Origin of the sequence: Amycolatopsis sp. NPDC089917 (assembly GCF_040684635.1) — a bacterium.
Taxonomy (GTDB): Bacteria; Actinomycetota; Actinomycetes; order Mycobacteriales; family Pseudonocardiaceae; genus Amycolatopsis.
On sequence record NZ_JBFBGL010000024.1, the window covers coordinates 73,178 to 99,288 of the forward strand.

The following is a 26,111-nucleotide window of genomic DNA, read 5'->3' on the forward strand; positions in this document are numbered from 1 at the left end:
ACGGCTCAGCCGATCTTCGTCGTGGTGAAGGTCGGGCTCGGGTTCGGGAAGCAGGACGTCGGCGCCGAGACGTCGAAGCCCGCGCTGACCACGGCGGTGAACGTCAGGCCCGGGTCGGCGTAGCTCGCGCCGCCCAGTTTCGTTTCGATGGTGCCGGACGAGCCCGCGGTGAGGTGCGCGGTCACGGTCGGCAGTTCGAACGTCGAGCCGCCCGCGATCGGGCCGGGGAAACTCAGCGTCGCGACGCTGCCCGAGACGGTGATCTTCGGCGGGGTCGAGCCGATGCCGGAGCCACCGGCGAGGTCGGCGCCGACCCAGGTCGAGTTCGCCGGGATCGGGATCTTCAGGGAGAAGTCCTTGATGTTCTTGACCTTGTACCCGCTGACCTCGGCCGGGACGGTGTTGGCCGCCGGGTCGATGACGATGTCGAGCGCGGCACCGGGCGCGACCGTGGCCGGAGCGGTGACGTCGGCGTCCTGGTTCAGCTTGAGGTACTTGTTGCCGACGAGCGGCGGCTTCGCCTCGCAGTCGAAGACGACGGTCGTCGCGGCCGAAGCCGGGGCGGCCAGACCGACCAGTGGGACGAGCACGGCCGAAGCGCAGACGAGGGCACGGAGGGCAGCCTTCATGTTCCACCTACCAGGGGGTTCGATGGGGAGAGAGGGAGCTGCGCAGCGTTTAGAGAGTTACCGGCAAGTTAAGTAACTCGTCAAGAAATCTCCGTTCCCATACGCGGGGTGTCACGGAACTGGGAACAGGATCCACCGAAGATCGGCATCAAGTGTCCGAACGGGACGGCCCGCGCTACTGTGCCTGTCAACCCGCGCCGATGAAAGCTCAGGCGGCGAGCCGGGCGGCGGCGACGTCGTAGCGTTCCAGGACGAGCCCGGCGATCCGCGGATCCGGCCCCAGCGGTCCCGCGACGATCACCGACGGATCGGCTTCGCGGGCCAGGCGCGCGATCCGGTCCGGCAGCAGTCCCGGCGCGAGGAACCAGCCCGCGACCGCGAGCCGCCGGGCGCCGTTGAGCCGCAACCGCGCGATGGCGGCGGGCACGTCCGGCTGCGCGGCACTGGCGAACGCCGGAGTCGCGAGGAGCCCGCGGCGAAGATGCCAGCGGGTGGTGATCCCGGCGACCGCGTCGTTCGCCGCCACATTCGATGAGCCGACCCCGGCGAGCAGGACGCCCAGACCGGGGTCGTCGAGGTCGGCGCCCGCCTCGGTGAGCCGGTCCAGCGCGACCGTCTCGATGAGCGGGTCGATGCCCAGCACAGCGGAAACCCGCACGGCGAGGCCCGGGCAGTCCGCGGTGACCTCGGCGACGAGCGCGGGCAGGTCGACCCGGGCGTGATAAGCCACACCGAGCAGCAGGGGCACCACGACGACCTCGCGGTGTCCTTCGGCGTGCAGGCCGCGCAAGACGTCGGTCAGCGACGGCTCCGAAAGGTCCAAAAAGGACTCGCGGATGTCGAGACCCGGAGCCAGCCCACGGGAGACGCCGAGCAGCGCGCGGATGGTCGCGGCCGACCGCGGGTCGCGGCTGCCGTGGGCGACGGCTACCAGTGGCGGTGGGGTCATGCGAACCTTTCGCCGACGAGTCCGGCGGCGAGGGTGTCGCCGTCCTTCGGGTCGATGACCAGGAACGCGCCCGTCCTCGGGCTGACACCGTAGTCGTCCACGCCGATCTCCTCGGCCAGCCTCAACGTCACCCTGCCGATGTCGTTGAGCTCCAAAGTAGCCGGATCGTCCACACTGGACAACGCCTGCTCGTCGAACCGGGCGTGGAGGTCGCCGACCAGGGCCTGCACCGTCCGCGTGCCGTGCTTCACCAGCACCCGCGCGCCCGGTTTGAGCGCCTTGGCCGAGAGCCAGCACAGGGTCGCGGTGATCTCGTCGGTCACTGTCGGCCGCCGGTCGGCGGCGGCGATCAGGTCGCCCCGTGAGATGTCGAGGTCGTCGGCGAGCAACAGTGTCACCGAGGTGCCCGCGCCGGCTTCGGCGAGCGGTCCGTCGGCGGTGTCGATGCCTTCGACCCTGCTGCGGAGGCCTTGCGGGAGCACGACGATCTCGTCGCCCGGCCGGACGGTGCCCGCCGCGATCTGTCCCGCGTACCCGCGGTAGTCGGGGTGGTCCGCCGTACGCGGCCGGATCACGTACTGCACCGGGAACCGGAACGCCGAATCGTGCGGATCCGGCGCCACCGGCACGGTTTCCAGATGCTCCAGCAGGGTGGGGCCGGAGTACCACGGCGTCTTGTCCGACTTCTCCGCCACGTTGTCGCCCACTAGCGCCGAAACCGGCACCGCGAGCACGGAACCCCGTTCGTAGCCCAGGGACGCGGCGTGCTCGGCGAACTCCTCGGCGATCACGGTGAACGTCGCCTCGTCGTAGTCGACGAGGTCGATCTTGTTCACCGCCAGCACCAGGTTCGGCACGCCCAGCAGGGCGAGCACCGCGGCGTGACGGCGGGTCTGCTCGATGACGCCCTTGCGCGCGTCGACCAGCAGCACGGCCAGCTGCGCGGTGGACGCCCCGGTCACCGTGTTCCGCGTGTACTGCACGTGGCCGGGGGTGTCCGCGAGCACGAAGCTGCGCTTCGGCGTCGCGAAGTACCGGTACGCCACGTCGATCGTGATGCCCTGCTCCCGCTCTGAGCGCAGGCCGTCCACGAGCAGTGAAAGGTCCGGAGTGGACAGTCCTTTGTCGACACTGGCGCGGGTGACCGCGTCCAGCTGGTCGGCGAGGACGGACTTGGTGTCGTAGAGAAGGCGCCCGACCAGGGTCGACTTCCCGTCGTCCACGCTGCCCGCCGTCGCGAGCCTGAGGAGGCTGGACATCAGAAGTACCCTTCCCGCTTGCGGTCTTCCATCGCCGCCTCCGACATCCGGTCGTCGGCACGGGTGGCGCCGCGTTCCGTGAGCCGGGAGGCCGAGACCTCGGCGATGACCTCGTCCACCGTGGCGGCGGCCGATTCGATGGCGCCCGTGCACGAACCGTCGCCGACGGTCCGGTACCGCACGGTCAGTTCCCGGACGACCTCGTCCGGCCGTGGCCCGCCCCACGGGCCTTCGGCCAGCCACATGCCGTCGCGCTGGTAGACCTCGCGCCGGTGCGCGTAGTAGATCGACGGCAGTTCGACCTTCTCCCGCGCGATGTAGTTCCAGACGTCCGCCTCGGTCCAGTTGGACAGCGGGAAGACGCGGACCTGCTCGCCGGGGCGGTGCCGCCCGTTGTAGAGGTTCCACAGCTCGGGGCGCTGCCGTCGCGGCTCCCACTGGCCGAAAGCGTTGCGCAGGCTGAAGATCCGTTCCTTGGCGCGGGCGCGTTCCTCGTCGCGGCGCCCGCCGCCGAAGACCGCGTCGAACTTGTTCTCGGCGATCGTGTCGAGCAGCGGCGTGGTCTGGAGCGGGTTGCGCATCCCGTCGGCGCGCTCTTCGAGCCTGCCGTCGTCGATCCAGTCCTGGACCTTCGCCACGACCAGCCGGAGCCCGTGCTGCTCGACCACGCGGTCACGGAAGTCGATGACCTCGTCGAAGTTGTGCCCGGTGTCGACGTGCAGCAACGGGAACGGCACCGGGGCGGGCCAGAACGCCTTGATCGCCAGGTGCAGCAGGAGCGTCGAGTCCTTGCCGCCGGAGAACAGGATCACCGGCCGGTCGAACTCACCCGCCACCTCGCGGAAGATGTGGATGGCCTCGGATTCCAGCGCCGCCAGGTTGTCCTGGGAGGCGTCGGTGGCCGGTTCGAGCGTGGTCATTTCGTCCCTTCTCAACCGTGCAGGCCGCATTCGGTCTTGCCCTGCCCGGCCCAGCGGCCGCTGCGCGGGTCCTGACCCGGAGCGACCTTGGCGGTGCACGGCGCGCAGCCGATCGACAGGTAACCGATGGACACCAACGGGTTCTCGAGGATCCCGTGTTCGCTGATGTAGCCGTTGAACTCGTCGTCGGACCAGGGCGCGATCGGGTTGATCTTCACCAGCCCGTTGCGGTCGTCCCAGGTGACGATCGGGGTGTTCGCGCGGGTCGGCGCGTCGACGCGGCGGACGCCGGTCACCCACGCCGAGTACTGGGCGAGCGTCTTGCGCAGCGGCACGACCTTGCGGAGGTTGCAGCACTGGTTCGGGTCGCGCTCGTGCAGCTTCGGGCCGTACTCGGCGTCCTGTTCGGCGACGCTCTGCTCGGCTTCGGCGTTGACGATCCGCACGCCGGGGTAGACCGCCTGCACCGCGTCACGGGTGCCGATGGTCTCCGGGAAGTGGTAGCCGGTCTGCAGGAACAGCACGTCGACGTCGGGTTTGACCTGGGTGGCCAGATCGATGAGCACGGCGTCCTGCATGTTCGACGCGACGATGAAGTCGTCGCCGAACGTCTCCGCGGTCCAGCGCAGGGCCTCGGTCGCGGTCGCCTCCGCGAGCTCCTTCGAGGCTCGTTCGGCGAGGGTCTTGTAGTCGGCAGTGGCGGTCATCCTTGCGACACCTCCGGAAAGGACAGTCCGAGGAACTTCACGGTGAAGACCCGGCGGCAGCCCGAGCACAGCCAGGAGCCGCCCTCCTCGGGGCGAAGGTCTTCATCGCCACAGAAGGGGCAGTAGTACGGAGTCGCCCGCTCGGTCATTGCAAGAGGCCTTCGTCGGCCCGCAGGACCCACTGGGCGAACCGCTCGCCGGGTTCGCGGCCGACGACGTACGCCCGCACGATCCGTTCGACGTACGCGGTCAGCTCCGACGCGGTCACCTTGTGGCCGCGCAGTTTCCGGCCGAACCCGGCGTCGAGGCCGAGGCCGCCGCCGAGGTGAACCTGGAAGCCTTCGACCTGGTTGCCGTCGTCGTCGGTGACGATCTGGCCCTTGAGCCCGATGTCGGCGGTCTGGACCCGGGCGCAGGAGTTCGGGCAGCCGTTGAGGTGCACGGTGACCGGGTTCTCGATCTCGGACTGGATGTCGGCGAGCCGCTTCTCCAGTTCGGTGACCAGCTCGGCCGCGCGGGCCTTCGTCTCGACGATCGCGAGTTTGCAGAACTCCAGGCCGGTGCAGGCCATGATCCCGCGCCGCCACGGCGACGGCTCGGTCTGCAGGCCGAGGTCGGCCAGTTCTGTCTTCAGCCCGCCCACCTCGGCCTCGGGGACGTCGAGGACCACGAGTTTCTGGTGCGGGGTCAGGCGGACGCGGTTCGACCCGGCCCGCTCGGCGGCCTTGGCGACGGCCAGCAGGGTGGCACCGGAGACGCGTCCGGCGACCGGCGCGGCGCCGACGTAGAACTTGCCGTCGATCTGCGGGTGCACGCCGACGTGGTCGATCTGGGTCGCGGGCACCTCGGGCGCGGGGCCGTCGGTCAGCTCGCGCTTGAGGTACTCGTCTTCCAGCACCTGGCGGAACTTCGCCGCGCCCCAGTCCTTCACCAGGAACTTGATCCGGGCGCGGGCACGGAGCCGCCGGTAGCCGTAGTCGCGGAAGACGCTGATGACGCCTTCCCAGACGTCCGGGACCTCGTCGAGCGAGACCCAGGCGCCCAGCCGCTGGCCGATCATCGGGTTGGTGGACAGCCCGCCGCCGACCCAGACATCGAAGCCGGGGCCGTGTTCGGGGTGGTTCACGCCGACGAAGGCGACGTCGTTGATCTCGTGCGCGACGTCCTGCTGCCCGGAGACCGCGGTCTTGAACTTGCGCGGCAGGTTCGAGTAGCGCGGGTCGCCGATGTAGCGGCGCTTGATCTCGTCGATCGCGGGCGTGCCGTCGATGATCTCGTCGGCGGCGATGCCGGCGACGGGGGAGCCGAGGATGACGCGCGGGCTGTCGCCGCAGGCCTCCATCGTGGTCATCCCGGCCTTCTCCAGCTTCGCCCAGATCGTCGGGACGTCCTCGATCTGGATCCAGTGGTACTGGATGTTCTGCCGGTCGGTGATGTCGGCGGTGTCGCGCGCGTGGGTCTGCGAGATCTCGGCGAGCACGGCGAGCTGCTCGGTGGTCAGCGCGCCGCCGTCGAGCCGGACCCGCAGCATGAAGTAGCGGTCGTCGAGCTCCTCGGGCTCCAGCGTCGCGGTGCGGCCGCCGTCGATCCCGGGCTTGCGCTGGGTGTAGAGGCCGAACCAGCGGAACCGGCCCCGGAGGTCGCCGGGGTCGATCGAGTCGAACCCGCCGCGGGCGTAGATGTTCTCGATCCGCGCCCGGACGTTGAGCGGGTTGTCATCCTTCTTGGACCGCTCGTTGGGGTTGAGCGGCTCGCGGTAGCCCAGAGCCCACTGTCCTTCGCCCCGTTTCTGTTTGACCCGGGGCGTGCGGGCAGGGGTCTCGCGCGTGGGCGACGACATGGGAATCCTCCGGCTGATCGTGGTGGTGGCGGGGAGTCAGCGGTTCGTCGCACAGAGCGCGCTCGCCACGCGACGGAGATCCACGTGGCGGCGGGCCACGAGGGTGATTCCGGCGCGGGTCATTTCCTCAGCGTGCCACGCGCCCACTATGTGGTCTAGGCCGGTCCGAATGCTGGGAACACCGTCCGAAGCCGACTGTTTTCGCTGGTCAGGTGCCTGTTTCGGCGGTCAAGCCCGACTTCGCCGACGGCACTGTGACGCAGAACGCGCACGACTCAAGACGGCAGGACGCGGTCCACGAGAAGGCGGATGACGTCTTCGTCGGCGACGTCCGCGAGCACCTCCGGCAGGGTGAGCCGTTCGACGGTGAGCCCGGTCAGCGCGAGGTACATCAGCAGGACTTCCGCGCGGCCGCCCGGCATTCCCGCCGCGACGTGCCAGTCGACGCTGAGGTCGATGCCCTCGCGGATGGTCTTCGTCAGCTCGGCCGAGAGATCCGGGCGCCGGGTGGCTTCGAGCCGGAGTTCGAGCAAGGCGAGATAAGGCTCGCGATGGCCGGTCAGCCGTCCCATGAGCTCTCCGAGCAGGACGCCGACCCGGTCGTGGGACGGCGACTCCGCCTGCGGGTTCTCCATCACCTCGGCCGGCGCCGACAGCCGTTCCTGCACGCGGACGCCGACCTCGCCGAGCAGCTGGTCCCGGTTGCGGAAGTAGTTGGACGTCGTTCCCGGCGGGACATCCGCCTCGACGTCCACGGCGCGGTAGGTCAGCCCGCGGGCGCCCTCACGGGCGAGGACGGTGATGGCGGCGTCTGTGAGCGCGGTCCGGCGCTCCGGGTTCTGTCGCATCGGAACATTCTCCTTGCCTCGGTCAAACCACTGTGGTTATAGTACTACGCATCAAGTGGTTTGAACTGGGAGGAAACACCAGATGCAACTCAACGGTTTCGGTGCCTGCGTGGTCGTCGACGACATCGCCGAGACCACCGCCTGGTGGAAGCGGCACCTGCAGTTGACGGTGACGATCGAGCTGGACTGGTTCTCCAGCCTCAACGTCGGCGCGGAGGGCTATGAAATGAGCTTCGTGAAGCGCGGCCACAAGGCCACGCCGGAGCCCTGGCGGGCGCAGGAGCCCGCCGGGTCGATGGTCGGGCTGATGGTCGCCGACGCGGCGGCCGAGTACGAGCGGCTGCGCGGGGAAGGGGTCAAGTTCGTGACGGAACTCGTGGACGAGGACTTCGGGCAGCGGCACTTCTACATCGAGGACCTGAACGGCTTCCTGATCGACATCATCGAGCCGATCCCGCCGTCCGCGGAGTGGTTGGCCGCTAACGGGTTGGCCTAGTACCGCTTCGGGTGAGAGAGGCCGCGCGAGGCCTCCGTCGCCGCTAGCTTCGGTCTCCGATCCACAGAGGACGGAGGAGTTGCGCATGCGCCGATGGGTGGTCGCCGCGATGGTGCTGGCGTCCCTGCTGATCCCGGGTACGGCTTCCGGGGCTCGGCAGGGGTGTCGCCTGGTTTCGCCCGACGAGGGGGCGGTGCTGCACAAGGGCAGCTCGTACCGGTTCGAGGCGGTCGGCTGCTCGCCGAACGTCCGGGGGCATCTGGCCCAGACCGTGCTGGTCGAGGTGGCCATGAGCAGGGACGCCGCCGCGGACGACGACGGCGACTGGTCGGTCGACCACGTGGTCAACGACTACTCGCTGAACATGGAGACCCTCGTCTGGGTGCGGTTCGAGGACGGCACCCGCTCCACCTCGGTCAAGGTGTCCATCGCCGACAGATAGCGCGATCCGTGAAGGCCTCTTTCCCCGGGGAAGGAGGCCTTCACGGCGTGGGGGACACTGGGGTGTGCCCGCTCTGTTGCCCGAAACCACCACACCCGTCGAGTCGGCGCTCCCCGAGAGCGCGCTGGAAGGACTCGGCACCCGGCCGTTCGGCGTCTACGTGCACGTCCCCTTCTGCGCGACCCGCTGCGGCTACTGCGACTTCAACACCTACACCGCCGGAGAGCTGGACAGCGCTTCGTCGCCACAGTCCTGGCTCGAAGGCCTCAAGCGTGAGTTCGACCTCGCCGCGCGGGTGCTGCGTAAGCCGCCCGCGGTCGACACCGTCTTCGTCGGCGGAGGCACGCCGTCCCTGCTCGGCGCCGAAGGACTGCGAAGCGTCCTCGACGCCGTACGCGACACCTTCGGGCTCGCGCCGAGTGCCGAGGTGACGACCGAGTCCAATCCGGAGTCCACCTCGCCCGAGTTCTTCGCGGGCATCCGCGACGCCGGATACACCCGGATCTCGCTCGGGATGCAGTCGGCCGCGCAGCACGTGCTGCGGATCCTCGACCGTGTGCACACCGCGGGCCGTCCGGTCGCGGCCGCCGAAGAAGCGCGCGCCGCCGGGTTCGAGCACGTCAACCTCGACGTCATCTACGGCACGCCGGGGGAGCGGATCGAAGACCTCCAGGCCTCGCTGGACGCGGTGCTCGCCGCCGGTGTCGACCACGTCTCGGCGTACGCGCTGATCGTCGAGGAGGGCACCGCGCTCGCCCGCCGCATCCGCCGCGGCGAACTGCCCGCGCCGGACGACGACGTGCTGGCCGCCGACTACGAGATGATCGACCGCGTCCTCGCTTCGGCGGGTCTGCGCTGGTACGAGGTGTCGAACTGGGCGACGTCGGAAGATGCCCGCTGCCGGCACAACATCGGTTACTGGCGCGGCGGCGACTGGTGGGGCGCCGGACCCGGCGCGCACAGCCACGTCGGCGGCGTCCGATGGTGGAACGTCAAGCACCCCGCCCGGTACGCCGCCTCGCTCGCCGCCGGTGAGTCTCCAGCCGCGGGTCGCGAACTGCTGACCGGGGAAGACCGCCATCTGGAACGCGTGATGCTGGAACTCCGGCTGTCCGAAGGGCTTCCGCTCGACGCCCTCGCCGACGACGGCCGAGCCGAAGCCCGGGCCGCCGCCGCCGAGGGACTGCTCGATCAGTCCGCTTTGGACGGTCAAGAGCGGGCTGTGCTCACCGATCGCGGGCGGTTGCTGGCCGATGGTCTGGTGCGCCGGCTGACGTGAGGCCCAGCGCCCGGTCGACCCAGCGGCCGACCGGCAGCGCCACCACGATCGCCGCCAGCGCCAGGTGCACCAGCATGAACATCACCGCGGCCGGGACGCTCGGCGGTCCGCCGAGGAACACGATCATATGCGACGCCCACTTCAGCTCGGTCGGCTTCGTCCCGGCCGACCAGACGTCGTTGAGCGCCCAGAACGTCAGGTCGTTCGCGCCCGAGATCACCACCAGGATCGACGCGATCCCGGCCTTGAGCACGTTCGCCGTCCGGCCGCCGCCGAGGCGGTACGCCATCAGCCCGAACAGGACGATGAACGTCACGACGAACAGTTCGAACTGGTACACCGGCTGGAAGGCGTCCTCGTCGGTGGCGGCGTTCCGGGCGAACGCCTGGATCCGCATGACCAGTTCCGTGTCCAAATAGGACATGTAGACGAACACCGCGAGCACGATCAGCGCGGGACCCCACTTGGTGCGCGGGAAGAGCGCCACCGTCGCGACCGCGAACACGAACGGGCACAATTTGAACGCCCAGTCCACGATGCTGTCCAGCGTCTGGTCCGGCGGCAGCACCACCATGATCAGCAGCGCGGTCACCACGGCCGGGACGGCGGCCACCAGCCACAGCCACTTGCGGCGCCGGTAGAGCGCGGGCACCCACCCGGCGGTTTCGGGGATCGTGGCGGTCACAGGTCGTCCTTCTCTGCCCAGAACGGCCCGAGGGCGAGCGCGTCGACGTCGGTCTTCAGGTAGCACGCCACCGCGTCGGCCGGGCTGGCGACGATCGGCTCGTTGTTGTCGTTGAACGAGGTGTTGACCACCATCGGCACTCCGGTGAGCTTCTCGAACTCGCTGATCATCCGGTAGTACAGCGGGTTGTCCGACTCGCTCACCGTCTGCACGCGGGCGGTCCCGTCGACGTGGGTGATGGCCGGGACCTCGTCGCGTTTGTCCGGCAGGACGTCGAACACCAGCAGCATCACCGGCGACGGGTAGTCGCTGACGAACCAGTCGCCCGCGCGTTCCGCCAGGCACGACGGCGCGAACGGCCGGAACGCCTCGCGGTGCTTGACCTTCTCGTTCATCCGCGTCTTCGAATCGGGGTCGCGCGGGTCGGCCACCAGCGAGCGGTTGCCGAGCGCGCGCGGCCCGCATTCCATCCGGCCCTGCACCCAGCCGATGATCTTGCCCTCGGAGATCTTCTTCGCCGTGTGCGCGGCGATGTCGTCGACCTTGGTGTAGCGGACCCCGGCGTCCTGCAGGGCCAGTTCCATCTCGGCCTCGGTGTAGTCCGGGCCGGTGTAGGTGTAGCCGTCGCGAGGACGCGGCTTGCCGTACTTGCCGACCGAGACCTCCAGCGCCGAACCGATCGCGCAGCCGTCGTCGGCCGCGGCGGGCTGGGCGAAGAAGTCCTCGAACGGGGTCTCCAGCAGGATCCGCCCGTTCATCACGCTGTTCAGCGCGACACCGCCCGCGACGCACAGCCGCCGCGAACCGGTCTCTCGCTGCAGCCAGCGCGCCAGATGCAGCCCGGCCTCCTCCAGGGTGACCTGCAGGGCGTACGCGATGTCGCAGTAGTGCTGCGGCACCGGGTTCTCCGCGGTGACGCGGGTCTTGGGTCGCGCCGGGCCGAACAGGTCGGTGAACTTCTTCGACATCACGTGCTTGCCGGTGCGGTGGTGGCCGAAGAAGCCCAGTTCGAGTTCGTAGCCGCCGTCGGCGTCGAGATGGATCAGCTGCTTGAACGCGTCGACGTAGGTGTCCTTGCCCAGCGGTGCCAGCCCCATGATCTTGCCTTCGTCCCGGGTCGGGTAGAAGCCGAGATAGCCGGTGACGCCGGCGTACATCGCGCCGAGCGAGTGCGGGAACTTGATCCGCCGGATGTCGATGATCCGGTTTCCCTTGCCGTGTCCCAGATACGTCGCGGTCCCGTCGCTGCCGATACCGTCGAAGGTGAGCACCGCGGACTCTTCCCACGGCGAGATGAAGTACCCGCTGGCGGCGTGCGCCTTGTGGTGGTCGACCAGATGCGTCTTGAACTTCGTCGGGCCGGTCCAGCCCACGGCCTCCTTCACGTCGCGTTCGAGGGTGAAGGACCGCTTGATGTGCGCGAGCACCGCGCCGCCGACGTGGTAGTCGTCGACACCTTTGCCGCCGCCGGTCTTGAACGTCTCCACCATGCCCGCCGAGGAGCCGCCCTCGTCGCCGTTCTGGTTGCGGAACACCTCCAGCGTCGCCGGGAAGTACTTCGCGAACACCTTCGCCGCGTGGATGCCCTCGCGCCAGCGCTGCCAGTAGTAGGCGACGTGATCGACATCGGCGAGCGTGATCCCGCCGCGCTCCAGGCAGAACTTGATCGCCTCCGCGGGGAAGCCCCCGTCGTGCTTCACGCGGGTGAAGCGTTCTTCTTCGGCGAACGCGATGATCTCGCCGTCGCGCACGAGCGCGGCCGCCGAATCGTGGACCCTGCTGATACCCAGTACGTACATGTTCCTTCTCCAGTGCGACGTTCAGAGTTCGGGATGGTGGCGGCGCAGCAACCGCCGGAGTACGGCCGCCCGCGTGCCGATGGCGAAGACGAGGGCGGCGAATCCGCCGACCGGCCCCATCGCCGGGACGAGCGCGGCGGCGGCCAGCGGAGTGGCGACCAGACCGGCGATCGAGGCCGACGCGGTCAAGGTCAGGACCTTGCTGTTGGTGTTCTCGATCAGGAAGCCCGCGTAGAGCCGGACGGCGAACAGCACCGTTTCGGCCAGGACGAAGACACCGAGCACCACGTACGCGCCGGTGGTGTCCTCGGCGGTCAGCATCGCCCGGCCCGCCGGGATCGCGAGCGTGACACCCACCAGGACCAGGAAGACCAGCGAGCCCCGTTCGACCAGCTTGAGCAGTTCCACCGCGCGGGCCCGGCCCGCCGCCGCCCCGCTGCCGCGCATCCGTGCCGAGATCACGGGCTGGTGCACCCTCAGCTGGTAGAACAGCAGAGAGCAGAACGCGCTGCTGGCCAGCAAAGCGAGGTAGAACGGTCCACTGTCGACGGTCCGGCCCGCCAGTGCGAGGACACCGAAGACGGTCGACGTCGCCAGCAGGTCCAGCACCTCGGTCATCCCGAGCAACACGGTGCTGCGGCCGAACGCGGGCCAGAGCCGGTGTCCGTCGATCTTTTCCGCGCGCAGCCATTCTTTCGGCAGCAACGCCGCGGAGGCGGCCAGGATGAGCAGGATCCCGCCGAGCAGCAACGCGAGGTGGGTCAGCGGCGACCACCGCACGAACCAGGTCCCCACGGTCACCGCGCCGACCACCAGCGCGCCCGAGGTGAAGGCCAAGGCGTCCAAAAGGGACTTCCCGCGCAGGCGGTGCAGCCCGGAGACGGTCATCAGGAGCCCGCCGGAGATCGACCAGCCCGCGGCCGTCAGGTACAGCGCCGCGTCCGAACGCGGGGCGACCACGAGGGTGATCGCCATCGCCGCCAGGACCACCAGCACCGGCGCCACGGCGATCCGGATCGCCAGCGCCGCGACCGCGTTCCGGGTCGCGTCGAGCCTGGGCAGGCATTTCAGCGCCGATTTCTCGGCCGCGGACGGGACGAAGTTCAGCCACGACATCAGCCCGAGCGCGGTGGCGAACCGGCCGTAGTCGTGCGCTCCCCAGGCCGTGATCAGGACCAGCCCCATGGCCTGGATCGCCAGCCGGAAGGCGCCCCGGCCCGCGAGCAGCCGGAGCACCGTCGACGTCTTCGGCGCCGCGATCGACGCGGTGCCGGTGCCGTCGGTGAGCGAGGTGCCGGTCAAGGGAGAGGTACCGCCAAACCCTGTTCGTCCAGCAGGAACTTCAGGGTGCCCTGCAGCTCTTCCTCCGAAGCCAGCACTTCCGGGATGGTGGGCGCGGAAAGCACGGCGTAGCCCATCTTGTAGCCGGCCTGCTCGTACGGCTTGACGAAGGAATCCTGCTCCGCGAACAGTTCCAGGCTGCTCACCGCGGGCATCGCGCGGACCTCGTCGGTGCCTTCGATCCGGATGATCCGGCCGCCGCGGTCGGACGCGAGGATGTGCACGAGCGTCGGTCGCGGGTCGCGCGGCGAAAGCACGACCTCACCACCGGTCGCGGCGGCGATCCCCGCCGCGATCAGGTCGACGCCGGTGCTGAGCGCGATCGCCTCGGCCAGGCCGTTCCCGCCCATCCGGGCGCCCATCTCGATCAGGTAGAACTTCCCGTCACGGCCGAGGACGGCGTCGAGCGTGAGCGGACCGGTGCGATAGCCGAGTTCGGCGCACAACGCGGTCAGCATCAGCGGCAGCGCGCGGTCGACCACCGGCGGCAGCCCGGCGGGCAGCAGATGGGACGCCGTCACGAAGAACGGCGGCGGGGTCAGCGTGCGCCGGGTGACCGCGTGGAACACGATCCGGCCGTCGACCACGAGCGCTTCGATCGTGTAGTGCGAGCCGTCGAGATGCTCCTCGACGACGAGCCGTCCGGACGGCGAGAACGCGAGCGACTCGGTGAACGCGGTGTCCAGGCCGCCGGGGCTCGCGCACGAGACGACACCGCGGCTCCCGGAGGAGTCGACCGGTTTCACCAGGGTGGGGAAGCGCAGCTGCTGCGCGGCGAGGGCGAGGTCCGGACCGGGCTTCCCGCCGACACTGCGGTAGGTCGGCAGGCGCAGCCGGTCGCAGAGTTCGCGGAAGACGGACTTGTCGACCGAAGCGGCGACGGCGGCTTCGGGCAGTGGGTCCGGCAGGTTCCAGTGCCGGGTGAGCCAGGCGAGCGTGGGCAGCCCGACGTCGCTGGCCGGGCAGAGCACGCCGGCGATGTCGTCCCGGCCGTCCAGCGCGGCCGCGATCTGTTCCGGCGCGCGGACGCTGACCTGCACGAACTCGTCGGCCAGCGCCACCGCCGGCGCGCCCGCGCGGACGTCCACACAGATGGTGCGGAACCCGAGTTCCCGCGCCCGGTGATACGTGCTGACCGAACCGTCGGCCCCGCCCAGGATCACCAGGCTCCGAGGTGCCGCCGTGTCTTCGGTGTTCTTCACTCCCGCTTGCCTTTCCCCAGGATGGACCTCGGCCAGGGCCGAGGCGTAGAGCCGGTCGTCCTCGTCGACCTCGAAGTTGGCTTCCCTGATGTAGAACTGCCGTGGCCGCGCCTGCCCCGCGCCGACCACGACCAGGTAGCGGACGGTCAGCGCGAGCACGGTGAGCAGCACGGCGAACATGACGAATTCCAGCGCCGACGCGGCGTTCAGGCCGAGAAGGCCGGTGGCGGCCGCGATTCCGGCGAGCACCGAGACCCCGGCGGTCAGCATCGCCGTGGCCGAAGCGACCGTCGTCAGCCGCCGCGTGAAGCCGACGAACAGTTCGATGGCGTGCGAGGACAGGAAACCGAAGCCCACTTTGGACTCACCGCGTTCCCTGGCCCGGTGTGCCACCGGGACGGTGGTGTAGCGGCTGGTCAGCCTCGGCACGGTGGCGAGGAAATACGGGGTGCCCAGCCGGAGGTCGACGATCTCGCGCGCGAGTTCCGTGCGCACCAGCCGGAAGGCCGTCGCGCCGGGCGGGATCTCGATGCGCAGCACGCGGCGGCCGAGGAAATGAAAGGCCGCGGTACCCCAGCGCCGCAGTAAAGGATCTTGCCTATTGGTCCGGACACCGAAAACGGCGTCGTAGCCTTCCTCGGCCGCGGAGATCAATTTCCCCGCTTCGGAAGCGGGGAACTGCTGGTCGGCGTCGATGTGCAGGATCCACGGTTTCCCCGCGTACCGATAGCCCGCCGAAAAGGCGGCCTCGAACCCGAAGTTGCGGGTGAAGGACAGGTAGCGCACCCGGGGGTCGGTGTGCGCGAGCGCGCGGATGACGTCGAGTGTCCCGTCCGTGCTCCCATCGTCCACATAGAGCAGTTCGAGTGGGAGATTCCCCAACTCGGCGACGATCTCCCGATAGGACGGCTCGACGTTGTCGACCTCGTTGAAGCACGGGACGACCACGGTGAGTCCACTCTGTACGGGTCCGGGTATCGACCAGCTCATCTGTCGAAGCCCTGCGGTGAGTGCGCTATTGTGTTCGTAGCGTCACTTCCGGTGATTTCACGGTTCATGTGTCCCCTCGGCGCGGACCCGCCGGCAGATCGTGCCGGCTCGAAAGGTCCCGGTGTTATAGGCAGGTTCGCTTTGTTCCTGCCAGCACATACCGAAAGTTGGTCCTTTCAGCTCAGTCGAAAAGGTGGGAAGTTCGCAGAAAACCGGATGAACCAGACATGGGGTGTTTCCAAACCGGCGTCGATGACGCAGGCTTGCGCGCCATGTGGAAAGTGGGGGTGAGTGCTGCCTGGCGGGCCGCCTACCGGCGATCGGTCCGGTCGGCCTTCGCGACGGTGCCGTTCTACCGTGAGCGCTGGGCACTCGACGGCAGAACGGATCCCGTGCTGGTGCCCGGTCGCACCGGGGCGGACTCCGGCGCGGCGCCGCTGGCCGAGGCGGTGCACAAGATCGTCGACCTCGTGCCGCTCGCCGGTGGCGCGCAACGGATCGAATCGAACCGCGGGCTCGGTCCCGTGCTGCGCAAGGCCCGTTCGGTGGCCGGCGACGCGCTGGTCGTCGTGCTCGGCGACGAGCGGGCACGGCCGCCGTCCGACCTGCCGCGCGGAGTCCGTTGCTGTGTGGTGGATCCCGACGTCCCGGCGCCGGGTGTCCTCGCGGAACTGGCCTCGGCGCTCCGCGCCGGTCGCCGCGTGATCGCGGTCGGTGACGACAAGCAGCTGGCCGTCTTCGCCGCCACGCTGCCGGAAGACCGTGCGTACCGGGTCGAATCCGTACCGCGACGAGAACTGGACACTTTGGACACCGGACCGTACGGCGTGCTCCACGATCCGGCCCTCGGCTACCTGGGCGCGATCGAAGCGTGCGGCCGCTGGCACCTCGATTGGCCCCGCGTCTACGCGCGCCCCACGTCGGGCGGGCTCGCGTTCACCTTGCTGCGCCAGGATTCCCCGCGGTTCGTGGACGTGCTCCCGGCGGGCGGCGTGCGCGGCGAGATCGCGCCGTGCCCGCGCCACGGCACCCCGGTCGTGCTCACGTGAAGATCGGTTTCCACGACCCGCGCACCGATCCCGTTCCGCCTGGCTGGCCGGAGTTCTTCGACCTGGCGCGCCTGCATCCGGTGTGGGACTACGAGGTGATGGGACTCGACGCCTGGACCGCGCGGAATCCGCCGGTGCTGGTCACCGTCGCGGACGACGCCGGGATCGTCGCGGCGTTTTCGGTGCTGGTGTGCCGTCCCCGGTTGCGCTACCGTTTCGCGCCCACACCGGGACATCGGTTGCTGCGCCCGTTCTGGGCCGAGGTGTGCCAACCCTGGCTCAGCGGCTACCCCGGAGTGGTGTTCGACCCGAGGGTTCCGCCCGCCGAACGACGTCCGCTGATCCGGAACTTCGAACGCGCCTTGCGTACCCGGCTCGGCCCGGGGCTGCTCGGAGTGGTGTACCGGGCGCTCGGGGAGGAGTTCGCCAAGGACCTCCAAGGGCGCGGCAGGCTGGTGAAGCACGTGGATTCGGTCGCGGTGCTGGACAATCGCTTCGGCTCGGAAGACGAGTGGATCGCGTCGCTGACCAAGTCCCGCCGTGGCGGGCTCAGGCGGGAGCGGCGCAGGGTCGCGGCCGATCCCGGCCTGGTGGTCAAGGGCGGCCCCGGCCGCGAGGATCTGGACAGCGCCGAGGTCGCGGCGCTCATCCAGGCCCATCGCGCGCGGCACGGCAAGCTCGCGCTCGACACCAGGACGATGCCGTCCGCCGCGTTCCTGCACCGGTTCCTCCGGCGCCCGGACGTGCACACGCTGACCTACACCGGCCCCGACGGCAGGCTGCTGGCGGTGAACACCCTGCTCGACCATCCGGACAGCCCGGCGAAACAGCATTGGGGCACCTTGCCGGTAGGCGAGGGCGGGCGGCAGGGACTGCTGTTCGACTCCTACATCCACGCCATGCGCTACGCCACAAGGCGCGGGGTCAAGGAACTCACCGCCGGGCGCGGACTGCCCGAACTCAAGGCCACGCTGGGATTCCGGGCACGCCCGGTGTATTCCGCCGCCGTGCCGAGACCGGTACTGGGATGGTGACGATGAAGGTGGCGGCGCGGAGCACCGCGTTCGAGGTCGAGGTGCTCGATCCGAGGAGCGCGGCCGAACCCGCGGGCTGGCGGGAGTTCCTGCACCGGGCGAAGTTGTTCCCGGTCTGGGAGTACGAGGTGCTGCGCCGGGAAGCCTGGCTGGCGAAGAATCCGGCGGTGCTCGCGGTGCTCCGCCGAGGCGAGCAGGTCGTCGGCGCGTTCACCGTGATGCTGTGCCGGAGCTGGCGGGCGGACGACTTCGCGCCGCTGTCCGTCCCCGGTGGACGGTTCCGCCCCCGCTGGGCCGAGGCCTACCTCTGGCAGCTCAGCGGCTATCCCGCCGGGGTGTTCGACGAGCGGCTGGACGACGCCGACCGGCGGGAGGCCGTCCGCCGGTTCGAACGGGCACTGTGCGCTCACGCGGGCCCCGGCCTGCTGGGCGTGATCTACCGCGCGATGAACCCGGAACTCCTCCCGGTGCTGGACGGCCGGGGCCGGATGACCCGGGAGATCGACCCGATCGCCGTGCTGGCCAACGACTATCCCACTGTGGACGACTGGGAGCGGACGCTCGGCGACGGGACCAGGAAGACTTTGCGCGACCTGCGCGAGGACGGCGACCTGCGCACCGAGGCTGCCTCCGGACGGCAGGACCTGGACTGCCACGAACTCTCGGTCATGCTCAACGCCCATCGCGCCAGGCAGGACGAACGCGCCTGGGCCGGGGGACAGCGGTCGCGGTTCGGCGGGCTGCACATGGACACCCGGAGCCCGATCGCACCGTCCTATCTGGACGCGCTCGTGCGCCGCCCGGACGTCGTCACCCGCACCTACCGTGACGGATCCGGACGGCTGCTGGGCTTCGGCACGCTGTTCGACGCGTTCGGCGAATGCGCGCTGCACCAATGGGCCGCGTTGCCGGGCGCGGAAGGTGGACGCACAGGGCTCTATGCTGACTTCTACGCCAGGGGAGTGGAGCACATGGTCACCAACGGACGTCGCGAACTGACCGCCGGCCGGGCGATGCTGGAGAACAAGACCGCGCTCGGCTTCGGCACCAGGTCCCTGGTCTCGGTCGCCGTGCCGAGACCGGTGCTGGGCCGATGACCTGGGAAGTGCGGGCGCTCGACCCGCGCACCGATGCCGAACCCGGCGGCTGGGCCGCGTTCCTCGCCGCCCAGCAGGCGCCGGTGGCCTGGGACTACCACCTGCTCCGGGTCGAGTCACGCTTTTCCCGCAGCCCCAACGTCCTCACCGTGATCAGCGACGGCGGCGAGATCGTCGCCGCGGTGCTGGCGACACTGTGCGCCCCGGTGTCCCCGGACCGGCCGGGCGCGGTACGCGGCGCGGCGCGGCTCGGACCGCGCTGGGTCGAGGTGCAGCACGCGTGGCTCTCCGGCTATCCGCCGTGGTTGTTCGCGGACGAGGTCGACGCCGCCGGCCGTCGGGAGATCATGCGCCGGTTCGAGCGGGCCGTCTGCCGCTTCACCGGTCCCGGCTGCGTCGGCGTCGTCTACCGCACTGTCGAGCCGGAATCGCTCGGCATGCTGTCCGGACGGGGCAGGCCCGTTCGTGACACGAAGCCGACATCGGTGCTGGAGAACAGGTTCGTCGACGTCGAAGGCTGGCTGGCGTCGCTGCGCCGCAGCAGGCGGCTGAGCCTGCGCGGGCAGGTGAAGAAGGTCGCCGCGGACGCGGGGCTGGTCGTCCGCTCCGAAGCCGCTCGCACCGACCTCGACGCACTGGAGCTGGCCACGCTGCTGCGGCAGCACCGCGAGCGGATGGGGCCGGTGAAGTTCGACCGGCGTGGCGCGGTCACCGCCGAGTACTTCGCCGAACTCGTGCGCCGCCCGGACGTGATCACCTCGACCTACCACGACGCCGACGGCAGGCTGCTCGCGTTCGGCAACGTGCTCGATCACCCTGTCGCGCCCCTGCACCAGCACTGGGCCGCGGTGTCGCCGGAGGAGGGACGGCCGAAGCACCTCTACTTCGACGCCGTCGTCCGGAACGTGCGCTACATGATCGAGGGCAACCGGAAGTCCCTGTCGATGGGGCGGGGGCTGACCGAACTGAAGGCGACGCTCGGGTTCCAGCCGGTCCCGCTGCTCGGGGTCATCGTGCCGAGGCCGGTGACCCGATGGTGATCGAAGTGCTGGACCCCCGGCGCGATCCGGAGCCCGCGTACTGGAAACCGTTGCGGGCGAAGGCCGGTCTGCGCGCGGACTGGAGCTGGGAGGTGCTCACCACCCAAGCGTGGGCGGCGCGGACCGAGCAGCCGGTCACCGTGCTGCTCGAAGGCGGGGAACCGCGCGGCGTGGTCAGTTCCGCGTGGGTCACCGGCTTGACGCGGCGGCACCGGTTCGCCCGCCCGGCGGGGCGTGGCCGGTTCGGCGGGCTCGACGTCCGCTCACCCGGTTCGTCCGCGATGCCGGGCTGGTGGTTCGACGACGAGGACGGTGACGGCGGCGTCGGCAGGCTGCTGGACTCGTTCGTCCCCGCCATGCGCGCGGAACTCGGCTTCGGCCTGCGCGGACTGCTGGTGCGCCAGGTCGGCGAGTCCGGAGTGGACAGCGTGCGGGGCCGGTTGAAGATGGTGCGCCGGACCGAGGACGTCGCCGTCCTCGACGTCACGCCGTTCGCGAGCCGCGACGACTGGGTGAATTCGCTGGCCAAGAAACGCAAGTACAACCTGCGCAAGATCTTCCGCACCTTCGAGGCCGATCCGTCGATCGAGGCGCGGGTCGTGCCCGGGGCCGTCCTCGACCCGGTCGAGGTCGCGGAGTTGTTGCGGCACAACGAATCCAAGCACCACGACGTGCCGATCGTGCCGCTTCCGGCGTTCGTGGGTTACTGGAGCGCCCTTCTGCGGCAGCCCGACGTCCACGTTCTCTCCTACCGCGAGACCGCCACGGGCCGGATGGTCGCCCTCGCGACCTTGTTCGACCACCCGGCCCTGCCGGTCGTCCGCAACTTCGCGGCGCTCCCGCCGGAGCTGGGCGGACGGACCAACCTGTATTTCCACTTCTACGGCGAAGTGGTGCGCTGGGCGCTGGAGACCGGGCGGCCACAGGTGATGTTCGGCAAGAAGATGGCCGAGACGAAGGCGTCGCTGGGAGCGAGTCTGATGCCGCAGTACGCGGCCGCGCTCGCGCTCCTCTGACCCCGGTGCGATGCCGATTCTCGAGTGCCGGCTCGCTCGCATGCCTATCGGCCTTCGCGGCACCGGCGCACGGCAAGGGGAGGCCCGCGCGGACTCTCAAGAACCGTCCTGAACACGCATGAGGCCGCTCAGGAACAGGTCGATGGCGAACTCGAACCGTTCCCGCGCGGTCTCCTCGGTGAAGTGCTCGCCCGCGCCCAGCAGGTTCGGGAACGTCCCCGGCGGGAACGACGTCATGTACTCGACCATCCGCTTGCCGCGTTCCTCCTGCTCCGCCAGATCGATGTCGCCGTGTTGCCACCCGGCGCCCTCGTAGGCGAAAGCCTTGGCGTAGAGCCATAGCGCGTCGGCGGCGTACAGCGCCCGCTTGAGGTCGAGGCCGCCCGCGCGCAGCACCGCGAGCATGGCTTCGGCCTGCTGGAGGGCGTTCGCGCCGACCGGTACGGCGATGGCCCACGCGATCTTGGCGATGCCCGGGACCGACGTCAGCGCGCGCACGTTCTCGCGCAGGAGGTCCTTCGCCTGCTCCACCCAGCGCGCCGGGTCGGGCTCGGGGAACGGCCCGAACGCGAGGACGTGGTCGACCATCAGCTCGTGGAGCTCCTCCTTGTTCGCGACGTGGGCGTAGAGCGACGCGGGGCCGGTCTCCAGCGCCTGGGCCACCCGCCGCATGCTCACCGCGTCCAGCCCCTCCGCGGCGAGGAGGTCCAGTGCCGTCTTCACCACGAGCTCCTGGGACAGCACGGGTTTCTCGGCGCGACGCCGGGGCCTGCTCACTTCGTTCGCCTCCTGGTCCGGGGTTTCGCCGGGAACTCTACTTGACGCGAACGCCGTTCGTCTGTAGAACAGTGTTCGTAACACGAACGCTGTTCGTCTAACTGGAGGACATCATGACCGAACGACAGAACGAAGTCCTGGCCGTGCTGGGCAAGCTCACCGACGCGTGGAACGACGGCGACGCGGCCGCCTACGCGTCCCACTTCACCGAAGACGCCGACTACGTGACCTTTTTCGGGATGAACATGCCGGGCCGCGCGACCATCGAAAGCGCGCACCGGTCCCTGTTCGAGGGGCTGATGAAGGGGTCGAAGCTGGTGCCGGGAAGCGGTGAGCCCAAGGTCCGGTTCGTCCGGCCGGACGTCGCGATCGTCGTGTCCGGCGGCGGGTCGTCGCTGTCGGGTGGGACCAAGCCCGAGCCGGGCCGGGAATCGACGCTGACGTACGTGCTCGTGGAGGAATCCGACGGCTGGCGCGTCGCGTCCTTCCAGAACACCCGGGTGAGTGATCCGGCCGTGGGCGCCCGGCCGGGCGGCGAGAGGCGTACGCTCGGTTAGGTTCACCTAACCCAGGAAAGGAATCGTGGATGGCCGAGGCGCGGAGAGCGGTATCGGCGACCCGGCTGCGGGTGCTGCGCACCGAGCGGATCACCCCGCACATGGTCCGGATCGTCGCCGGGGGCGAAGAGATCTCTTCGTTCCAGCCCAACGAATTCACCGACGCGTACATCAAGGTGCACTTCCGGGTGCCCGGCGTCGACTATCCAGAACCGTTCGACCTGGCGCGTGTCCGCGAGGAACTGCCGCGTGAGCAGTGGCCGCGGATGCGCTCCTACACCGTCCGGGCCTTCGACCGGGATCTCGGCGAACTGGTGCTCGACTTCGTCCACCACGGTGACGAAGGCGTCGCCGGGCCGTGGGCCGCCGCCGCGAAACCCGGCGACGAGCTGCTGATCTCCGGACCCGGCGGGGCGTACGCGCCGGGCGAGGAGGCCGACTGGCACCTGCTCACCGGGGACGAGAGCGCCCTGCCGGCGATCGCCGCGTCACTGGAGGCGATGCCGGCGGGTGTCCCCGTGCACGCGGTCATCCTCGTGGAGGACGCGGCCGAGGAGCAGTCGCTGACGACCAAGGGCGACGCGCGGATCACCTGGCTGCACCGGAGCCGCGGAGACGATCTCGCGGCCGCCGTCCGCGCGCTCGAGTGGCGTGAGGGTGTCGTGCAGGCGTTCGTCCACGGCGAGGCCGGGTTCGTCCGCGACCTGCGCCGTCACCTGCTGGACGACCGGGGGATGCGGCGCGATCTGCTGTCGATCTCCGGATATTGGCGGATCGGGAAGACCGACGAGGCGTGGCGACTGGAGAAACAGGCCGAGCGGAACGCGTAGCCTCGGTCACATGATCGAGCTGAAGGTGGACGTCGACCCGGCCGAGGTGGGTTTCGACGCGGAGCGGCTGCGACGGATCGACAAGCATTTCGACGGGTACCTGGAGCGGAACCTGCTTCCCGGGTATCTGGCCGTGGTGACCAGGAACGGGAAGGTCGCGCATCTCGCGTCGAACGGGATGCGCGACATCGAGGCCGGGCTGCCGGTCGAGACCGACACGATCTGGCGTGTCTTCTCGATGACGAAGCCGGTCACCTCGGTCGCCGCGATGATGCTCGTCGAAGCGGGACAAATCGACCTCAAGGACCCGATTTCCCGCTGGTTGCCCGAATTCGCGGAGCCGAGGGTCTTCACAGCGGGGTCGTCCGTCAAGATGACGACCGAGCCCGCGACCGAACCGATCCGCCTCTGGCACCTGCTCACGCACACCTCGGGGCTGACCTACGGGTTCCATCGCACGCATCCGGTCGACGCGTCCTACCGTGAAGCCGGCTTCGACTGGGGCACCCCGGCCGGGCTCGACCTGGCCGGGGTCTCCGAGGCGATCGCGCGGCAGCCGTTGCTGTTCCAGCCCGGTTCGGAATGGAACTATTCGGTCGCGACGGACGTCCTCGGCAGGCTCGTCGAGGTCGTCTCCGGGCAATCCCTCGACGCCTTCTTCGCGGAGCGGATCTTCGCCCCGCTCGGCATGACCGAGACGGGGTTCCGGACCGATCCCGACGCCTTGGGCAGGCTGGCCGCGCTTTACGTGCCCCACCCGATGACCAAGGCGCCGTTCCGGCACGACGAGATGGGCAACGTCGGCCGCGTCGAGCCGTCGTGTTTCTCGGGTGGTGGCGGTCTGGTCGCGACGGCGGGCGACTACCACCGGTTCACGCAGATGCTGCTGCGCGGCGGTGAACTCGACGGTGTCCGGCTGCTCGGCCCGCGCACGATCCGGCACATGGCCACCAACCATCTGCCGGGCGGTGTGGACCTGGAGACCTACGGAGGCAGCAGCGTGTTCTCCGAGGCGCCGTACGACGGTTTCGGCTTCGGGCTGGGCTTCTCGGTGCTCGACGACCCGGTGAAGGCGAAAACCCTCGCCAGCGCGGGGGAATTCGCCTGGGGCGGCGCGGCGAGCACCACGTTCTGGGTCGACCCGGACGAAGACGTCACGGTGCTGTTCTTCACCCAGCTGCTGCCGTCCACGACCCATCCCATCCGCGCCGAACTGCGCAACCTCGTGTACCAGGCGCTGGTCGACTGAGGGAGACCCGGTCGTCACCGGGGTCACCGACCGCGACGCCGGGACGATCCGCGCGGGCGGGCTCCCCTTGAACCAGTGCGTGTTCCACCCCGCCCCGGCCCGGGAACGCGCGCTGGGCATCGACTTTCTGGGCTGGGAAAGTCCCGGAGATGCTCGGCGCGTCGTTCGGGCTCGCCAGGACTCCGCGGAACCGGGCCGTGGCGTGGCAGGCCCGCTTCGACCATCCGCGCAGTCGGTCGACCAGCGGGACAAGGTGTCCGAGACGAACGACCCGATCGCCGGACAGGGCGCGAACACGGCGGCGCACGCGGCCGCCGTCTACGAACGCCGCGTCCTCGACCACGGCGACCGCCCGTTCGGCGAAACGTTCCTGCGCGGGACTTTCGCCGAATACTGGGAAAAGGCGCAGCACGCGACATCTTCGCCGACCCCGCCGACTACGCGGGCTGGCTCACCGACGAGGAGACCGCTCGCGCTTACCTGGCGTCGAACGGCGCGTGATCCGGGGCGCAGACGGTGCCGCGCGCGGGAAGACGGCCGTAGGTCAGGTAGGCGTCGAGGGCCGCGTCGACACATTCACTGCGATTCGCGGCGCCGTGCCCCCACGCGTCCAGCGTGAGGAGCCGGGCGTCGCCGAGGACGCGTTCCGTTCGCTTCGCCCCGGCGTACGGCGTTTCCGGGTCGCCCTTGCCGTTGGCCAGCAACAGGATCGGCGCGGTCGGCCGGTTCCACGGTCCGGTGTAGCGGGCCGGGTCGGTGATGGGCCAGAAGGCGCACGGCATCGAGAGATACGTGTCGTAGGAACCGAAACCGCGGCTTTCGCGGTCGGCGGCGCGGGCCGCCTTCGGCCACGCCGCCGGGTCACGCGGGTTCGTGGTGTCCGCACAGATCGTCCCGCCACCGCCCAGCGCGGAATCGAACGGGGTCACGATCGCCTTCGCCGACACTGATTTCGTCGCTGACTGGAGGAATTCCGCCAGCGCCGGGGAGTTGGCTTCGTCGGTCAGCGCGTTGTGGGTGCGCCGGACGACGTCCTGATAGGTGATCGCGCCTGGTGTGGCTTCGAGCCGGTCGAGGATGCCGTTGTACTTGGCCCGCAGGTCCGTGCCGGGCTCGCGGAAGGCGCACCGGGTGTCGGCCGCGCAGGTGTCGAGGAACGCCTGCAACGCGCGGTCCGCGTCCCGGAAGCCGCCGAGCCTGGTGCTGAAGGGGACGTTCGCGTCCTCGGGGCGGTGCCCGGTGGACCAGGCGATCGGATCGTCGACGGCGTCCAGCGCCAGGGCGCCGACGCGATGCGGGAACAGGTTGGCGTACACCTCGCCGAGATAGGTGCCGTACGAAAGGCCGTAGTAGCGCAGCCGGGGTTCGCCGACGGCTTCGCGGAGCCTGTCGAGATCGCGGGCGACGTTCGTGGTCGACAGGTGCCCCAGCAGCGGCCCGGCGTTGCGGCCGCACGAGGCGGCGACCTCGCGGACGTCGGCGGTATGCCGGGTCTCCTGCTCGGTGGTGATCGGGAAGGTGCCCAGGACCCGTTTGAGCGGTTCGGTTTCCGCTTCACTCGCGAAACAGCGGATCGGTGTGCTCGCGCCGACCCCGCGCGGATCGAAGCCGACGATGTCGAACTGCCGGTGCAGCGACGGGGTCTGGAACTCGCTGAAGCGGCCCGGGTTCCCGGGGCCGCCGGGATTGGTGAAGACGGTTCCGCGTTTGTGCTTCTGGTCCGTCGCCGGAAGACGGCCGAGCGCGAGCGTGATCCGAGGGCCGCCCGGATCCTGATAGGACAGCGGGACCTCGACTTCGGCGCAGTCGTAGCCCGGTGGCGAGCCGGCCGGGCAGGGCCCCCAGGCGATGCCCGTCGACGCGGCCGAGGCCGCGGGCGCGAACGTTCCGGCGGTGAGCGCGGTGAGGGTGATCAAAGCTGCGGTGCGGACTCTGATGGTGGTCACCGGCCCAGCGTCCCGCCTCGCGAGCGCGCGAACCCTGGGGCGCGTACCCGGAAACATGGTGGGGTGAACCCCTCCATGTTCAACTTATAGCGCACCCGGGGGCTTGCGGCAAGACCCCGGTGATGCCGCA

The 26,111-nt window shown here is 69.7% G+C and carries 26 protein-coding genes; 11 read left to right on the forward strand and 15 right to left on the reverse strand.

Annotated elements, in window-relative coordinates; translation table 11 throughout:
• Positions 1 to 5: 5 nt before the first annotated feature.
• The 9 genes from AB0N89_RS19275 to AB0N89_RS19315 all read right to left on the reverse strand — a co-directional run bounded on the left by AB0N89_RS19275 (position 6) and on the right by AB0N89_RS19315 (position 7,152).
• Complete coding sequence (locus tag AB0N89_RS19275) at positions 6 to 629, reverse strand: cyclase (protein ID WP_364206134.1); 624 nt, start codon at positions 627 to 629, stop codon at positions 6 to 8.
• 208 nt (positions 630 to 837) lie between these two features.
• Positions 838 to 1,578: a sirohydrochlorin chelatase gene (locus AB0N89_RS19280; protein WP_364206137.1), complete on the reverse strand. Its 741-nt coding sequence runs from the start codon at positions 1,576 to 1,578 to the stop codon at positions 838 to 840.
• Complete coding sequence (locus AB0N89_RS19285; RefSeq protein WP_364206140.1) at positions 1,575 to 2,837, reverse strand: GTP-binding protein; 1,263 nt, start codon at positions 2,835 to 2,837, stop codon at positions 1,575 to 1,577. Before AB0N89_RS19285 ends, AB0N89_RS19280 begins: the two co-directional genes overlap by 4 nt.
• Entirely contained in the window at positions 2,837 to 3,757 is a 921-nt protein-coding gene (gene cysD, locus AB0N89_RS19290; RefSeq protein ID WP_364206143.1) for a sulfate adenylyltransferase subunit CysD, read from the reverse strand. Before cysD ends, AB0N89_RS19285 begins: the two co-directional genes overlap by 1 nt.
• A gap of 11 nt (positions 3,758 to 3,768) precedes the next feature.
• Entirely contained in the window at positions 3,769 to 4,464 is a 696-nt protein-coding gene (locus AB0N89_RS19295) for a phosphoadenylyl-sulfate reductase (RefSeq protein WP_364206146.1), read from the reverse strand.
• Entirely contained in the window at positions 4,461 to 4,613 is a 153-nt protein-coding gene (locus tag AB0N89_RS19300; protein WP_034316341.1) for a hypothetical protein, read from the reverse strand. Before AB0N89_RS19300 ends, AB0N89_RS19295 begins: the two co-directional genes overlap by 4 nt.
• On the reverse strand, positions 4,610 to 6,304 hold the full coding sequence (locus AB0N89_RS19305; RefSeq protein WP_364206149.1) for a nitrite/sulfite reductase: 1,695 nt from the start codon (positions 6,302 to 6,304) through the stop codon (positions 4,610 to 4,612). The genes AB0N89_RS19300 and AB0N89_RS19305 overlap by 4 nt, the downstream gene beginning before the upstream one ends.
• A 36-nt stretch (positions 6,305 to 6,340) precedes the next feature.
• A complete protein-coding gene (locus tag AB0N89_RS19310; RefSeq protein WP_360907593.1) occupies positions 6,341 to 6,427 on the reverse strand; it encodes a putative leader peptide in 87 nt (28 codons plus the stop codon).
• Positions 6,428 to 6,579: 152 nt separating this feature from the next.
• On the reverse strand, positions 6,580 to 7,152 hold the full coding sequence (locus tag AB0N89_RS19315) for a TetR family transcriptional regulator (protein WP_364206152.1): 573 nt from the start codon (positions 7,150 to 7,152) through the stop codon (positions 6,580 to 6,582).
• An 82-nt stretch (positions 7,153 to 7,234) separates the two neighbouring features.
• Here AB0N89_RS19315 and AB0N89_RS19320 point away from each other — a divergent pair, with 82 nt between their 5' ends.
• From AB0N89_RS19320 to hemW, 3 genes are all read left to right on the forward strand, one after another.
• Positions 7,235 to 7,648, forward strand: coding sequence for a VOC family protein (locus AB0N89_RS19320; RefSeq protein ID WP_364206155.1), 414 nt, complete (start codon positions 7,235 to 7,237; stop codon positions 7,646 to 7,648).
• An 85-nt stretch (positions 7,649 to 7,733) separates the two neighbouring features.
• Positions 7,734 to 8,090, forward strand: coding sequence for a hypothetical protein (locus tag AB0N89_RS19325; RefSeq protein ID WP_364206158.1), 357 nt, complete (start codon positions 7,734 to 7,736; stop codon positions 8,088 to 8,090).
• Positions 8,091 to 8,154: 64 nt separating this feature from the next.
• Complete coding sequence (gene hemW, locus AB0N89_RS19330) at positions 8,155 to 9,369, forward strand: radical SAM family heme chaperone HemW (RefSeq protein ID WP_364206161.1); 1,215 nt, start codon at positions 8,155 to 8,157, stop codon at positions 9,367 to 9,369.
• On the opposite strand, the gene AB0N89_RS19335 is transcribed toward hemW, so the two are convergent.
• Genes AB0N89_RS19335 through AB0N89_RS19350 form a run of 4 tightly spaced genes read right to left on the reverse strand, consistent with a single transcriptional unit; the run spans position 9,317 to position 15,386 of the window.
• A complete protein-coding gene (locus tag AB0N89_RS19335; RefSeq protein ID WP_364206163.1) occupies positions 9,317 to 10,054 on the reverse strand; it encodes a hypothetical protein in 738 nt (245 codons plus the stop codon). The two genes, hemW and AB0N89_RS19335, sit on opposite strands and share 53 nt — an antisense overlap.
• Complete coding sequence (locus AB0N89_RS19340; RefSeq protein ID WP_364206166.1) at positions 10,051 to 11,853, reverse strand: carbamoyltransferase C-terminal domain-containing protein; 1,803 nt, start codon at positions 11,851 to 11,853, stop codon at positions 10,051 to 10,053. The genes AB0N89_RS19335 and AB0N89_RS19340 overlap by 4 nt, the downstream gene beginning before the upstream one ends.
• Positions 11,854 to 11,874: 21 nt before the next feature.
• On the reverse strand, positions 11,875 to 13,155 hold the full coding sequence (locus AB0N89_RS19345; protein ID WP_364206169.1) for a hypothetical protein: 1,281 nt from the start codon (positions 13,153 to 13,155) through the stop codon (positions 11,875 to 11,877).
• Complete coding sequence (locus AB0N89_RS19350; protein ID WP_364206172.1) at positions 13,152 to 15,386, reverse strand: glycosyltransferase; 2,235 nt, start codon at positions 15,384 to 15,386, stop codon at positions 13,152 to 13,154. The genes AB0N89_RS19345 and AB0N89_RS19350 overlap by 4 nt, the downstream gene beginning before the upstream one ends.
• Before the next feature lie 272 nt (positions 15,387 to 15,658).
• Here AB0N89_RS19350 and AB0N89_RS19355 point away from each other — a divergent pair, with 272 nt between their 5' ends.
• Genes AB0N89_RS19355 through AB0N89_RS19375 form a run of 5 tightly spaced genes read left to right on the forward strand, consistent with a single transcriptional unit; the run spans position 15,659 to position 20,622 of the window.
• Positions 15,659 to 16,435 carry a hypothetical protein gene (locus tag AB0N89_RS19355; protein ID WP_364206175.1) on the forward strand — a complete coding sequence of 259 codons (777 nt, stop codon included), beginning with the start codon at positions 15,659 to 15,661 and terminating at the stop codon, positions 16,433 to 16,435.
• Complete coding sequence (locus AB0N89_RS19360; protein WP_364206178.1) at positions 16,432 to 17,469, forward strand: GNAT family N-acetyltransferase; 1,038 nt, start codon at positions 16,432 to 16,434, stop codon at positions 17,467 to 17,469. Before AB0N89_RS19355 ends, AB0N89_RS19360 begins: the two co-directional genes overlap by 4 nt.
• Positions 17,463 to 18,566: a hypothetical protein gene (locus AB0N89_RS19365; RefSeq protein ID WP_364206181.1), complete on the forward strand. Its 1,104-nt coding sequence runs from the start codon at positions 17,463 to 17,465 to the stop codon at positions 18,564 to 18,566. The genes AB0N89_RS19360 and AB0N89_RS19365 overlap by 7 nt, the downstream gene beginning before the upstream one ends.
• Positions 18,563 to 19,606: a GNAT family N-acetyltransferase gene (locus tag AB0N89_RS19370; RefSeq protein WP_364206184.1), complete on the forward strand. Its 1,044-nt coding sequence runs from the start codon at positions 18,563 to 18,565 to the stop codon at positions 19,604 to 19,606. Before AB0N89_RS19365 ends, AB0N89_RS19370 begins: the two co-directional genes overlap by 4 nt.
• Positions 19,600 to 20,622: a GNAT family N-acetyltransferase gene (locus tag AB0N89_RS19375; RefSeq protein WP_364206187.1), complete on the forward strand. Its 1,023-nt coding sequence runs from the start codon at positions 19,600 to 19,602 to the stop codon at positions 20,620 to 20,622. The genes AB0N89_RS19370 and AB0N89_RS19375 overlap by 7 nt, the downstream gene beginning before the upstream one ends.
• Before the next feature lie 96 nt (positions 20,623 to 20,718).
• On the opposite strand, the gene AB0N89_RS19380 is transcribed toward AB0N89_RS19375, so the two are convergent.
• A complete protein-coding gene (locus AB0N89_RS19380; RefSeq protein WP_364206189.1) occupies positions 20,719 to 21,399 on the reverse strand; it encodes a TetR/AcrR family transcriptional regulator in 681 nt (226 codons plus the stop codon).
• Positions 21,400 to 21,512: 113 nt separating this feature from the next.
• Here AB0N89_RS19380 and AB0N89_RS19385 point away from each other — a divergent pair, with 113 nt between their 5' ends.
• From AB0N89_RS19385 to AB0N89_RS19395, 3 genes are read left to right on the forward strand one after another with little or no spacing between them, the layout of a single operon-like run.
• Positions 21,513 to 21,956 (forward strand): SgcJ/EcaC family oxidoreductase, encoded by a 444-nt coding sequence (locus AB0N89_RS19385; protein WP_364206192.1) that lies wholly within the window; start codon positions 21,513 to 21,515, stop codon positions 21,954 to 21,956.
• A 29-nt stretch (positions 21,957 to 21,985) separates the two neighbouring features.
• Positions 21,986 to 22,786, forward strand: a complete 801-nt coding sequence (locus AB0N89_RS19390; protein WP_364206195.1) for a siderophore-interacting protein — start codon at positions 21,986 to 21,988, stop codon at positions 22,784 to 22,786.
• 10 nt (positions 22,787 to 22,796) lie between these two features.
• Positions 22,797 to 24,035, forward strand: a complete 1,239-nt coding sequence (locus tag AB0N89_RS19395; protein ID WP_364206198.1) for a serine hydrolase domain-containing protein — start codon at positions 22,797 to 22,799, stop codon at positions 24,033 to 24,035.
• A 476-nt stretch (positions 24,036 to 24,511) separates the two neighbouring features.
• Here the strand turns inward: AB0N89_RS19395 and AB0N89_RS19400 are convergent, their stop codons facing one another.
• Positions 24,512 to 25,981 carry an alpha/beta hydrolase gene (locus tag AB0N89_RS19400; RefSeq protein WP_364206201.1) on the reverse strand — a complete coding sequence of 490 codons (1,470 nt, stop codon included), beginning with the start codon at positions 25,979 to 25,981 and terminating at the stop codon, positions 24,512 to 24,514.
• Positions 25,982 to 26,111 lie beyond the last annotated feature (130 nt).

Excerpts from the sequence above, each read along its gene's own strand:
- AB0N89_RS19275 (WP_364206134.1), bottom strand. The coding sequence starts at position 629 with ATGAAGGCTGCCCTCCGTGCCCTCGTCTGCGCTTCGGCCGTGCTCGTC.
- AB0N89_RS19280 (WP_364206137.1), bottom strand. The coding sequence starts at position 1,578 with ATGACCCCACCGCCACTGGTAGCCGTCGCCCACGGCAGCCGCGACCCG.
- AB0N89_RS19285 (WP_364206140.1), bottom strand. The coding sequence starts at position 2,837 with ATGTCCAGCCTCCTCAGGCTCGCGACGGCGGGCAGCGTGGACGACGGG.
- cysD (WP_364206143.1), bottom strand. The coding sequence starts at position 3,757 with ATGACCACGCTCGAACCGGCCACCGACGCCTCCCAGGACAACCTGGCG.
- AB0N89_RS19295 (WP_364206146.1), bottom strand. The coding sequence starts at position 4,464 with ATGACCGCCACTGCCGACTACAAGACCCTCGCCGAACGAGCCTCGAAG.
- AB0N89_RS19300 (WP_034316341.1), bottom strand. The coding sequence starts at position 4,613 with ATGACCGAGCGGGCGACTCCGTACTACTGCCCCTTCTGTGGCGATGAA.
- AB0N89_RS19305 (WP_364206149.1), bottom strand. The coding sequence starts at position 6,304 with ATGTCGTCGCCCACGCGCGAGACCCCTGCCCGCACGCCCCGGGTCAAA.
- AB0N89_RS19310 (WP_360907593.1), bottom strand. The coding sequence starts at position 6,427 with ATGACCCGCGCCGGAATCACCCTCGTGGCCCGCCGCCACGTGGATCTC.
- AB0N89_RS19315 (WP_364206152.1), bottom strand. The coding sequence starts at position 7,152 with ATGCGACAGAACCCGGAGCGCCGGACCGCGCTCACAGACGCCGCCATC.
- AB0N89_RS19320 (WP_364206155.1), top strand. The coding sequence starts at position 7,235 with ATGCAACTCAACGGTTTCGGTGCCTGCGTGGTCGTCGACGACATCGCC.
- AB0N89_RS19325 (WP_364206158.1), top strand. The coding sequence starts at position 7,734 with ATGCGCCGATGGGTGGTCGCCGCGATGGTGCTGGCGTCCCTGCTGATC.
- AB0N89_RS19340 (WP_364206166.1), bottom strand. The coding sequence starts at position 11,853 with ATGTACGTACTGGGTATCAGCAGGGTCCACGATTCGGCGGCCGCGCTC.
- AB0N89_RS19350 (WP_364206172.1), bottom strand. The coding sequence starts at position 15,386 with ATGAGCTGGTCGATACCCGGACCCGTACAGAGTGGACTCACCGTGGTC.
- AB0N89_RS19355 (WP_364206175.1), top strand. The coding sequence starts at position 15,659 with ATGTGGAAAGTGGGGGTGAGTGCTGCCTGGCGGGCCGCCTACCGGCGA.
- AB0N89_RS19365 (WP_364206181.1), top strand. The coding sequence starts at position 17,463 with ATGGTGACGATGAAGGTGGCGGCGCGGAGCACCGCGTTCGAGGTCGAG.
- AB0N89_RS19370 (WP_364206184.1), top strand. The coding sequence starts at position 18,563 with ATGACCTGGGAAGTGCGGGCGCTCGACCCGCGCACCGATGCCGAACCC.
- AB0N89_RS19375 (WP_364206187.1), top strand. The coding sequence starts at position 19,600 with ATGGTGATCGAAGTGCTGGACCCCCGGCGCGATCCGGAGCCCGCGTAC.
- AB0N89_RS19385 (WP_364206192.1), top strand. The coding sequence starts at position 21,513 with ATGACCGAACGACAGAACGAAGTCCTGGCCGTGCTGGGCAAGCTCACC.
- AB0N89_RS19390 (WP_364206195.1), top strand. The coding sequence starts at position 21,986 with ATGGCCGAGGCGCGGAGAGCGGTATCGGCGACCCGGCTGCGGGTGCTG.
- AB0N89_RS19395 (WP_364206198.1), top strand. The coding sequence starts at position 22,797 with ATGATCGAGCTGAAGGTGGACGTCGACCCGGCCGAGGTGGGTTTCGAC.